This window comes from Polaromonas sp. P1_G4 (genome assembly GCF_056405475.1).
The window spans coordinates 1-11,132 of record NZ_JBFUCA010000095.1; the positions used below are offsets into that span (position 1 = coordinate 1).

Annotated in this window: 10 protein-coding genes and 1 pseudogene; all 11 read right to left on the minus strand. The window is 58.5% G+C overall.

Going from position 1 to position 11,132, the window contains the following annotated elements; genetic code table 11:
* Window positions 1-430: pseudogene (locus tag AC1D1X_RS06970) on the minus strand (hypothetical protein); the annotation flags it as partial.
* Between the two features lie 125 nt (window positions 431-555).
* On the minus strand, window positions 556-1,782 hold the full coding sequence (locus AC1D1X_RS06975; RefSeq protein ID WP_477698035.1) for a methyltransferase domain-containing protein: 1,227 nt from the start codon (window positions 1,780-1,782) through the stop codon (window positions 556-558).
* Window positions 1,779-2,339, minus strand: coding sequence for a dTDP-4-dehydrorhamnose 3,5-epimerase (gene rfbC / locus AC1D1X_RS06980; RefSeq protein ID WP_477668503.1), 561 nt, complete (start codon window positions 2,337-2,339; stop codon window positions 1,779-1,781). Before rfbC ends, AC1D1X_RS06975 begins: the two co-directional genes overlap by 4 nt.
* Window positions 2,336-4,138: an ABC transporter ATP-binding protein gene (locus tag AC1D1X_RS06985; RefSeq protein ID WP_477668502.1), complete on the minus strand. Its 1,803-nt coding sequence runs from the start codon at window positions 4,136-4,138 to the stop codon at window positions 2,336-2,338. Before AC1D1X_RS06985 ends, rfbC begins: the two co-directional genes overlap by 4 nt.
* A gap of 9 nt (window positions 4,139-4,147) precedes the next feature.
* Window positions 4,148-5,071, minus strand: coding sequence for a transketolase family protein (locus tag AC1D1X_RS06990; RefSeq protein ID WP_477668501.1), 924 nt, complete (start codon window positions 5,069-5,071; stop codon window positions 4,148-4,150).
* Window positions 5,068-5,874, minus strand: a complete 807-nt coding sequence (locus tag AC1D1X_RS06995) for a transketolase (RefSeq protein WP_477668500.1) — start codon at window positions 5,872-5,874, stop codon at window positions 5,068-5,070. The genes AC1D1X_RS06990 and AC1D1X_RS06995 overlap by 4 nt, the downstream gene beginning before the upstream one ends.
* The gene (locus tag AC1D1X_RS07000) at window positions 5,871-6,917 is read right to left on the minus strand and encodes an NAD-dependent epimerase/dehydratase family protein (RefSeq protein ID WP_477698036.1); all 1,047 of its coding nucleotides are present in this window, start codon (window positions 6,915-6,917) and stop codon (window positions 5,871-5,873) included. Before AC1D1X_RS07000 ends, AC1D1X_RS06995 begins: the two co-directional genes overlap by 4 nt.
* An 8-nt stretch (window positions 6,918-6,925) precedes the next feature.
* Window positions 6,926-8,248, minus strand: coding sequence for a lipopolysaccharide biosynthesis protein RfbH (gene rfbH / locus AC1D1X_RS07005; RefSeq protein ID WP_477698037.1), 1,323 nt, complete (start codon window positions 8,246-8,248; stop codon window positions 6,926-6,928).
* 73 nt (window positions 8,249-8,321) lie between these two features.
* Window positions 8,322-9,155 (minus strand): NAD-dependent epimerase/dehydratase family protein, encoded by an 834-nt coding sequence (locus AC1D1X_RS07010; protein ID WP_477698038.1) that lies wholly within the window; start codon window positions 9,153-9,155, stop codon window positions 8,322-8,324.
* Window positions 9,156-9,209: 54 nt separating this feature from the next.
* Complete coding sequence (gene rfbG / locus AC1D1X_RS07015) at window positions 9,210-10,286, minus strand: CDP-glucose 4,6-dehydratase (protein WP_477668496.1); 1,077 nt, start codon at window positions 10,284-10,286, stop codon at window positions 9,210-9,212.
* Complete coding sequence (gene rfbF, locus AC1D1X_RS07020) at window positions 10,283-11,056, minus strand: glucose-1-phosphate cytidylyltransferase (RefSeq protein ID WP_477668495.1); 774 nt, start codon at window positions 11,054-11,056, stop codon at window positions 10,283-10,285. The genes rfbG and rfbF overlap by 4 nt, the downstream gene beginning before the upstream one ends.
* Window positions 11,057-11,132: the final 76 nt, after the last annotated feature.

Below are 11,132 nucleotides of genomic sequence, written 5' to 3' on the forward strand. Positions count from 1 at the left end.
CCTGACGGTCTTCTTTCTGCAGTTGGCGAGCCAATAAAATGGCATGATCGCCAAAATATGCGCCACCTATCAGAACATCGCCGTCGCTGTGGGCGGACAGGTGTTGCAGTAATCTTGTCGTTTGAGGTTCCCAGACATGAGTAGGATTTTCCCGCTCCGAAAGCATGAAATCCCTCGCAATTTTTGTTCGGTAGAGAAACTCAAAGCGTGTTCCATCCTGCAGTGTCTTTTCATATCGGTCATCTTCGGTGTGAAGCGCATCGATAATCGGGCCCGTAATGTCATCGCGAACCGAACCTTGATAGTCGAAGGTTTTTTCTGCTTCCTTCAACCAGTCAATCAGACGTCTGCGCAACAAGGCATCGCGTCCAAGCGTCGAAAGTGCTCGTTGTAATTTTTGACCGTTTAGGTCACGAGGGTCGTTTGACATTGTTTTCTCCAGAGACGAAAGATTTTGGCAAAAGCCGAATCGGTGTTGACGCGCTACGCACGCATTAAGGTACTAATTTTCAGTGTGAATTGCGAACTGGATCGAGTGGTTGAAGCATGCTTAATTCACGCCATGATTTTCAGTTCGGGAACCGCAACCACAAAATTGCCGCCCCAAGTTCGCACGTGGGCTTGCTGTTGCATGACTTCGGCAGCGATATTCCAAGGCAGGATAACCACCACGTCCGGGCGGTGTTCGGCCATTGCCGATGGTGGGAGGATTGGAATGTGATTGCCAGGCAGGTATTTGCCCTGCTTGGATGGAGCGGCGTCGCAAACATATGCCAGCAGGTCTGGCTTGACACCCGCATAGTTCAACAGGGTATTTCCCTTGGCAGCCGCGCCGTAGGCCGCGACCTTTTTGCCGGCGTTCTTTTGCTCGATCAGAAAGGTAAGTAACTTGTTTTTGACCCGATCGGCCTTCGGCTGAAAATTCAGATACGTGTTCAAGTCACGGAGGCCGTGGCGCCGTTCGTCTTCGAGAATACGCGCGACCGCGCCGGTACTCTCGCGTGTGTCCTCGCGGTGGCAACCGTAGACGCGCAGGCTGCCGCCATGGGTGCTGAGTTCTTCGACGTCCCACACACGCAGGCCGGCCTGGTCGAAGATACGGCTGACGCTTTGCAGTGACAAGTAGGAAAAATGTTCGTGGTAGACCGTATCGAACTGGTTGTGCTCGATCAGTTGCATAAGGTGCGGGAATTCGAGCGTGATCACACCAGTCGGCTTGAGCACCGACTTGAGGCCACGTGTGAAGTCGTTGATGTCCGGTACGTGCGCATAGACGTTGTTACCGATGATGAGATCGGCCTGTTTGCCTTCAGCTGCCAGGCGTTTGGCCAACGTATCACCGAAAAACTCGCGTAGTACCGGAATGCCGAGATTCTCTGCGGCCTTGGCTGTACCTTCTGTGGGTTCGATGCCGAGGCAGGGGATTCCCGGCGGCAGAAAGTTGCGAAGCAGATAACCGTCATTGGAGGCAACTTCAATCACGAAACTCTCGGAACCGAGTCCGAAGCGTTTGGTGATCGCTGTGGTGTAGCGTGCGGCGTGATCGAGCCAACTGATCGAGGTCGACGAGTAGTACGCATAGTCATAGCGGAACAGCTCGTTGGCTTGCGTGAAGTCCTCGGTTTGCACCAGCCAGCAGTGGTCACAGACAAACAGTTTCAKCGGGAGGTGAACCTCGGGCTGCGTAAGCTGCGCCTTGGTCAGATATGCATTGGAGGGCGGCGCAAACCCCAAATCGAGGAATACATGCTGCAGGGGAGTGTTGCAATGGCGGCAGTTCATGCGGCAAGTCCTGTGAAATCGTGATTAATGTGCTGGCGGCCACGATCACCTTCCGAGACATCGGTCGCGGGAAGCGGCCAGGTGATAGCCAGTTTAGGGTCGTTATAGGCAAGGCCGCCTTCGGCTTCAGGTTTGTAAAAGGCGGTATGCAGATACAACATCTCGCTGTTTTCCTCGAGCACCTGAAAGCCGTGTGCACAGCCCTCGGGAACGACCAGCATGCGGCCATTTTCAGGTGTGAGTTCCTCGGCATGCCAGTGTAAAAAAGTCGGTGAGCCTTGCCTTAGATCGACCGCGACATCCCACACCTTGCCCCGGATGCAGCGTATGAGCTTCATTTCGGCGTGTGGTGGGCGCTGGTAGTGCAAACCGCGAATCGCACCTTTTGACAGTGTGCGCGAGTGATTGATCTGCAAGATGCGACGCTCTCCGGTTACCTCGGCAAGCTCACGCTCGCAGAAGAGGCGGCTGAAGGCGCCCCGCAGGTCCGAGAATCGTGTGGTTTCAACCACCAGCACATCAGGCAGGGTGGTGTTGTGGATGGTCATCGTGCTCATGGAGAAGCCTGCGCGAGTTGTCGGAAGCTCGCGCTGTGTGTCAGCAGCTCGTCGTAGCTGCCTTGCGAAGCGACCTTTCCGTGTTCGAGTTCAATGATGACGTCACAATTCATGACGGTCGTCAGGCGGTGTGCGATAAGAAGGATCGTGAGGCCGCGATCCAGCCCGTCAATCGCAGTCATGACCGATTGCTCGGTCGCGTTGTCGAGGGCACTTGTCGCTTCGTCGAATATCAGCACGCTGGCCTTTTTGTAGAGGGCTCGCGCGATGCCGATGCGCTGGCGTTGACCGCCTGATAACTGGATGCCGCGTTCACCGACATGCGCGTTGTAGCCGCCGGTACGGCTTTCGATAAATTCGGCAATCTGTGCCTGTTGCGCGGCTTCGCGTACACGCGACATATCGATCAACTGCCTTGGCACGCCAAAGGCGATGTTTTCAGCGAGACTGGTGTCGGCCAGATAGATGCTCTGCGGTACATGGGCGATGGTGCGCTGCCAGGCACGCAGATGGTCGCCACTGACCGGTTTGCCATCCACCAGCAGTTGTCCCTCGGTTGGAAGCAACAAGCCCATCATGAGGTCGAGTGTTGTACTTTTCCCGCTACCCGTGCTACCGACAAAACCGACGCGAGTTCCCTTAGTGATTGTCAGATCGAGACCATCAAGCACCCACGGCGTTGTGTCCGAATAGCGAAAGCGCACCTGGTCAAAATGAATATGGTTTTTGAAATCCAGCGGTGCAGCCGGTGGCTGGAATGCTTCGGGTGGGAGCGGCTGGTCGAGCAGCGCCAGCGTTTCGGCGAGCGAGGCCTGACAGCTCACGATCGTGGCCCAGGCCCCGAAACTTTGTTGCAAGGCCGGGAGCAGGCGCTGCGCGCCGAGTGCGAGTGCGCCGAGCACCGGTAATGCGCCCGCAACGCCGCCGTTTTGCTGACTGAGTGCATAAGCCAGCGCCGCGATCAGCACCATGCCAACCGCTTCCATCGCGTAGCGCGGGCTGATATTGATGAATTGGCTGTCGCTTTGGGCGCGGCGCAGCGGATGATCGGCCTTGCGGTAGATCTCGCAATACAGCGGTTGCGCATTGTCTAACAGCACATCGCGGATGCCACCGAGGCCTTCTTGCAGCGCCTTGACGACCTGCGTCTGCTCGCGTGCCACCAGCTCGCTGTTTTGCCGGAGCCGGCGCCTGGTTATGGCGGCAATGATGGTGTAGCTGGCGCCAAAGCCCAGCGCGGCGACGGTTGCGGCAAATGGGTCGATGACGACAAGAACGGCAACAACGGACGCGAGCAGGACGACCGAGCTCAGCAGCACAAGTACCGGTTGCAGCACCCCGAAAGCTATGCTGTTGACCTTTTGCGTGATGCCGGCGATGACCTCACTGCTGTTGCGCGAGACATGTACCTGATAGGGCTGGTAGAGGGTGCGCCGATAGAGTTCGGTGCTGAGATCGGAACCGCTGGTCAGGCCCAGGCGCATGCCAGCCCAGAGTAGCAACATGCGCAAGGCCCCGGCCAGAAGCGCTGCTGCCGCAAAAATAATCGTCAGCGGCAGGATTAATCCTTGTGCTGAAGCGATACCCCATGCCTGTGCGACCTGGGTGACGAGTGGGTAGGCGAACAGCCGCTCCGGTGCGGTCAGGACCGCGAGAAAAGGCAGTACGGCGCCCAAACTCATCACCTCGGCGAACGCACTGACCAGCGTCAGGGCCAGCAAACCCGCGAACTGGCGCCGACGCCGCAGGCTCAAATGCAGCCAGAGCCGACGCAACAGTTGTGGGAGTTCCTGCTTCAAGGTCATAACTCAGTGTTTGGACGGCTTGCCAGCGAGAAAGGCCTCGACGCTTTGTCGCACGCTCGGAAGGTCGAGCCCATGCTCATGCAGCAGGTAATCCCAGGTGCCGCAGAGCGACGAGAAGCGGTCCTTGATGCCAATGCGGCAGACCGGCAGCGGCCGGTAGGCGGTAACTTCTTCGGTGATGCAGGCACCTAGTCCGCCCATGACCGAATGTTCCTCCAAGGTCACGATGGCGTCGACCCGGTCGATAATCGAATGCAGGCACTCGCGATCCAGCGGTTTGATCGACGGCACGCTCCAGGCTTCTGCGTCGAGGCCCTGCTTGATGAGTTCGAGTGCGGTCTTCACCATGGATCCGGTTGCGAGCAGGGCGATGCGCTTCCCTCTCGGACTCACCGGTAGCATGCCGCCAGCTTGCAGTTTGACTGGACCGTCGTGCACGTCACCGCGATCACTTTTGCCGACGCGCATATAGACCGGTGATTCGAGCCGCAGTGCAAGCTGCATGGTCGCGGTCATTTCAAAGCGGTCAGCTGGAGACAACACGGTCAATGCCGGTACCGCGCGCGTGCAGGCGATGTCCTCGGTGCACTGGTGGCTGCTGCCGAGATGGCTGTAAACGAGCCCGGCGCCGTCACCTATCAGGATCACAGGCAGGTTTTCGTAGCAGACGTCGATCTTGATCTGCTCAAGCACACGCATCGGTACAAATGCCGCGAGGCCATAAACGATGGGTTTGAAACCGGCTTTAGCCAGACCCGCCGCCACCCCCACCATATTTTGCTCAGCAATGCCGCAATTGATGTATTGGTTCGGCCTGGCCTTGCGAAAAGCGTCGAACAGGGCATAGCCATGGTCGCCCGTGAGAAGCAGCACTTTAGGGTCGGCCAGCGCGGCAGCGACCAGCGCGTCGGAGAATGCGTTTCTCATGCTGTGCCTCCGAGCTCGGCGATCGCGGCCGCGTGGGTCTCGGCGGTCAGCCGTGTGTAGTGCCAGACGTTGTTGTGCTCCATGAACGAGACGCCCTTGCCCTTGATGCTGGTCGCGACGATTGCTTTCGGCTTTCCGTTGCGGCCGGCGCGCGCGTCGCGGTAGGCCGCGTCAATAGCGGCTTCATCATGGCCGTCAATGGTGACTGCGTCGAAACCGAAGGCGCGGAATTTCTCCTCGATGTTGCCGAGTGCAATGACCTCGTCGGTGGTGCCCATTGCCTGGAAGCCGTTTTTGTCGACGATCACGACGAGGTTGTCGAGCTTGAAATGCGTGGCGAACAGCGCTGCCTCCCAGATCGCGCCTTCGTTGAGTTCACCATCCCCGACCAGCGCATAGCAGATCTGATCTGTCTGGCTGAGCTTTGCACCCATGGCCAGGCCTGTTGCTACCGAAAGCCCGTGCCCCAAAGAGCCGGCCGTTGCTTCGACGCCGGGAATATGGGCATCGGCCAACCCCTTGAGCCGGCTGCCGTCCTTGAAGTATTGGCTGATGTCGCCGTCGTCAAGCCATCCGATTTCGTGCAGGCAGGCGTACTGCGCCATCACGCCGTGGCCTTTGCTGAGCACCATGTAGTCCCGATCGGGTGATTCGGGATTCGCAGGATCGAACCTGAGATGACTCCGGTAAAGCACGGCGAGCAGTTCGACGATCGAAAATGCGCAGCCGATATGCACGGTCGCGCCGGAATAGGCCATATCCAGGACAGTTCTTCGGATGCGAGTGGCGTTGAATTTGTTCATGATGTGATCGATGAACGACTCCAGTTGAATGTTTTGAGCAGCGCGGCCTCGATCCCCGTGAATTCCGCAAGGCCGAGTTCCTCCCGCGCCTTGCGCGTGTCGGGCAGGTAGCGTGGCGCAGGTTCGGCGRTAGGCAATGCTTCGATCTTCACTTCAAGCCCGGCCCCCGAGGCTCGAACGATATGCTGCGCGAGCTCGGCGATACTTACCGCGCTTTCCGAGCCCACGTTATAGGCTTGGCCCGGCTTGCCGGTGCCGAGAATGCGTAATAGCCAGACGCAGAGGTCCGCCATGTACAAAAATGATCGCAGAGGCCGGCCGTCACCCCTGACTTCAATGGGCCGTCCAGCGAGCGCGTCGCGGATGAAATTCCCGGCTGCGAATGGCCCGTTCAGCGGCAGGCCTGGGCCGATCAGCGCATAAATGCGTGCGATGCAGGCACCAAGCCCGAACTGCGCGGCATAGGTGCATGCGAGCCATTCGGCCGCGCGTTTACCGTTGCCGTACGCAGCAGCCGGTTGCAGCAGATCGGGCGCGCATGCATAGGTCTCCGGCATTCGTTCGATTGAAGCAGGTTGGGCACCATAAATCGCGCCGCTGGACGTCAACAAAAAGCGCGATGCACCGCTTGCGTCGGCGAGGTCGAKCGCGCGCCGCGTTCCCTGCACGATCGAATCAAATACCGCCAGCGGGTCGGCCGCCCGGTGCGGATCGCCGACATCAGCGGCTGCGTGAACCATCAGGTCAAGCTTGCCGGCCGGCACGGTGAAGTCGAGCATATCCCCCGCGACCAGCCGGGTGTCGCGGCGATTGAACATGTGCGGTGACTCTTTCTGTGCACGTTCGGGATCTCGGCTCAGCACAATGAGTTCAAGACGGCTGCCGAGCGTGTCGTTCGCCCGCTGCAGCGACTGCAGCAGCCAGCTGCCGATGAAACCGGTGCCACCTGTCATGAACAGCCTGGCCCCGCCAAAGCGTGACCAGAACTCCGGTGTCAGAGACAACACCAGATCCAGATCATCGGCAGGGAAGGCAGCTTGCATGATGGTTTTTAGAAATTCACGCCGAGATAGGTCTCAATCTTGCGTGCGGCGAATTCAAGCATCGCCGGCGTCAGCGAGGGCTGTACGCCGATCCAGAATGTGTTGTTCATCACGTTGTCGGTGTTGGTCAGATCACCGCTGATGCGGTAGTTGCAGTCGCTCATGTAGGGCTGGCGCGTCAGGTTGCCGGCGAACAGCAGCCGCGTGCCGACCTTGTTCTGGTCGAGGTAGGTCAGCAGATCGAGCCGGGTGACCGGGCAATTTTCTTTCAGCGTGATCGGGAAGCCAAACCATGACGGATCAGAGTGCTCAGTCGGCTCGGGCAGGTTGACGAATTCCTCGCAGGCCTTCAGGCGCTCCTTGAGAAACGCGAAGTTGTCCTTGCGCGCCTGGATGAACTGCGGAGCCTTGTCGAGTTGCGCCAAACCGCAGGCCGCCTGCATATCGGTGATCTTGAGGTTGTAGCCGAGGTGGCTGTAGGTGTATTTATGGTCGTAACCTTCGGGCAGTTCACCGAGCTTCCAGCAGAAACGTTTACCGCAGGTGTTGTCCTTGCCGGGCGGGCAATAGCAGTCGCGGCCCCAATCGCGGAAGCTTTCGGCGATGACTTTGAGTTCGTCATTGTTGGTGAAGACCGCGCCGCCTTCGCCCATTGTGATGTGGTGGGCCGGATAAAAGCTCAACGTGGCAATGTCGCCGAAGGTGCCTACCATCTGGCCCCGGTAGGTGGTACCGAGTGCATCGCAGCAGTCTTCTACCAGCCAGAGCTTGTACTTCTTGCATAGTGYGGTCACAGCGTCGAGGTTGAAGGCGTTACCAAGCGAATGCGCCAGCATGATGGCCTTGGTCTTGGGACCGATAGCGGCCTCTATCTTGCTCGCATCAATGTTGTGTGTGAGGCGGTCAACATCAACAAACACAGGCACCGCGCCGAACTGGATGATGGGGTTGACGGTAGTCGGAAAACCCGCGGCCACGCCAATGACTTCATCGCCACGCTTGATCGCACGCTCGCCGAGCTTCGGCGAGGTCAAGGTGCTGAATGCCACGAGGTTCGCCGACGAGCCCGAGTTGACTGTGATGAGGTGCTTGACGCCAATGAATGCAGCGAGTTTTTTCTCAAATGCGGCGTTGAAGCGTCCGGTCGTGAGCCAGCCGTCGAGAGACGCCTCAACCATGTTCTTGAGTTCAGCGGCATCGAGTAGTTTGCCGGACGGCGGCACCACGCTCACACCGGGCAAGAAGGGTTCGGGAGCCAATGCGACTGCGGCGTACTGTTCTACCAGCGCAGAGATTTGCTCGCGAAGAGCTTGGGTTTTGGCGTTTTGCATAACTTGAAATCTGCCGATTCTGATGTTGTATAAAGCGGGGCTGATCAACGTTCGCGGGTCAATCGAGCCGACGTCAGCGAGCACTTTCTTTGACTTGCGCGAGGTAATCTGCAACCGCTGGTAGCGTGTCGCGGAAATTCAGGCCGTCCAGCGCCGGCGTACGCTCGAACAAAAATTCATAGTTGTCGTTGACTGGTCCGGGCAAGGCGCCGATTTTCAGCAGATCGAGACGATCTTGCGCCTCAAAAATGTAGGTGGCCAGGTTTTTCAGCATGACCGGCATGCCATGGCTTAGCTCGACCGAGCCGCTGGCGTGCGAATCTGCGAGCCGGAAGATTGCCGCAACTTCGTCATCAATATGATGGTACTCCCGTAACTGCATGCCGGGCGTCATCCTGAATTCGGCGTTCCTGTCGATAGCCTGCAGGATTTGACCGAGAAACATGAAGGGGTCCGGCGCCCGCCCCCCAAACAAGGTATGCAGGCGTATGTGCAAGCCGAGCCGGCTCGTCGCGCAAAATTCCTCGACAAAACGACCTAGTTTCGTTTTACTCCAATAGTAGGGATTAAGCCCTTTGTCGTCGACCACTTTTTCCATGACCGTACCGAAGGTAATGACTCGCGCCCCGGTTCGTGTTGCACCCTGAACCACATTTTTCGCCAGTGAAAAATTGATGCGTTCGTGCTCGTCATGTGGGCGACCAGGATCAATGATGCCTGTGGCAACGTAGACCACGCTGTCTTCGGCGGCGTGCCGGCTTTCGAAAAAGCGCGCGACCTCGTCAGCGCCGTCGTCGCGCCACCACTCCGAGTAAATGGAATGATCGGGCGCTTCGACGCGGGCCGGGTCTTGCGAGGCGTGTATAGCGTGGCCAAGGCGACCCCGGRCTCCCAGGATAAAAATCATCGGATTTTCGCTTCCTGACATCGCATGTTGGTTTTGAGATTTCGCATCGTTCGATCAGTGCCGGATCATTGTTTGATAATGGTCGATTTGCGCCAGAGTGGTTTCGCGGATGTCCGCGCCTTCACCGCGCCGCCGGGCCCAGACGACAATCATGTTCAGGGCCGTCTCGAGATTGAGCAATGGACGCCAGCTCAGCCGACCGACTGCTTTGGAAATGTCGAGCTTGAGGTAATTGGCTTCGTGAGGCTGCTCGGTTGCATCAATCTTCCAACGTGCGTTGCCGCCCCAGAGTTCGGCCATGCAGCTTACGATCACGCCGACCGGCCGCGCGTCTTCATCTTTCGGGCCAAAATTCCAGGCCTCGGCGCAGGCGGGACCGTTGTCGTAAAGACGTTCGGCGAGCGTCAGGTAGCCGCGCAGCGGTTCAAGCACGTGCTGCCAGGGACGTATGGCGTTCGGGTTGCGGATATCGACGACCCGGCCCTGTTCGAACGCAGCAAGAATGTCGGGAATCAGGCGATCCTTGGCCCAGTCACCGCCGCCAATGACATTGCCGGCGCGCGCTGTGGCCAGCGCAACGCCATGCTGGGCATGGGTCTGAGCGCTGAAGAACGATGCCCGATAGGACGCGCTGACAAGTTCAGCGCAACCCTTGCTGTTGCTATAGGGGTCATGCCCACCCATCGGCTCGTTCTCACGGTAGCCCCAGAGCCATTCCCTGTTCTCGTAGCATTTGTCGGTCGTTATGTTGACGACGGCCTTGACGCCAGGCGTGTGGCGCACGGCTTCAAGCAGGTTCACGGTTCCCATCACATTGACCGCGTAGGTTTCGACGGGTTCAACGTACGAGTGACGCACCAGCGACTGTGCCGCCATGTGGATCACGATCTGCGGGGCGGCCAGACGCATTGCCTCGCGTAGCGCGACGAGGTCGCGCACGTCACCGTGCAACGATGTCATGCCGTCGGCAACGCGAGCCGCATCAAACAGGCTTGGCTCGGTCGGCGGCGCCAGTGAATAGCCAGTGACTTCGGCGCCCAGGCGCTGTAGCCACAAGGACAGCCAGCTCCCCTTGAAGCCGGTATGACCGGTCAGAAAGACACGCTTGCCGCGCCAGAATTCGGGCGTCATTTCCACACCTTCCAGGGAGCCTTGCCYGAGGCCCAGAGTTCCTCAAGGTAATTCTTGTCTCGAAGAGTGTCCATTGGCTGCCAGAAGCCGCCATGCTGGAACGCTGCGAGTTGCCCTTCGTCAGCAAGCGACTCGAGCGGCTGCCGCTCCCAGGTGCAATTGTCGCCGTCGAGGTAGTCGAGAACGGCTGGCGACAGCACAAAAAAGCCGCCGTTAATCATGCCACCGTCGCCCTTGGGCTTTTCCTTGAAGCTGCGCACCTTGTCGCCCTCGAAGTCAAGCGCGCCGAACCGTCCTGGCGGCAAGGTTGCGGTCAGGGTCGCCTTGACGCCTTGCGCCTTATGAAACGCGAGCAGCGCGGTAATGTCGACATCGCCGACACCGTCGCCGTAGGTGAAGCAGAAGGCTTCTTCGTCCTTGACATACGATGCGACCCGGCCGAGCCGACCACCGGTCATGGTGTCTTCGCCGGTGTCGATCAGGGTAACGCGCCAGGGTTCAGCGCTGCGCTGATGCACTTCCATGCTGTTCTTGCTCATGTCAAATGTCACGTCGGACATGTGCAGGAAGTAATTCGCGAAGTACTCCTTGATCATGTAGCCCTTGTAGCCGCAGCAAATCACGAAATCGTTCACGCCATGGGCGGAATAAATCTTCAGGATGTGCCAGAGGATGGGTTTGCCGCCGATCTCGATCATGGGTTTCGGCCGCGAAGATGTTTCCTCGGAAATGCGCGTTCCCAGACCGCCGGCAAGAATGACTGCTTTCATGTTTTTCCTTGAGTTCGGTTATCCAAAGGCGCTGTCGTGGAAGTGACGTCGTTTGCGAAAAAAACGCTCAAGACAG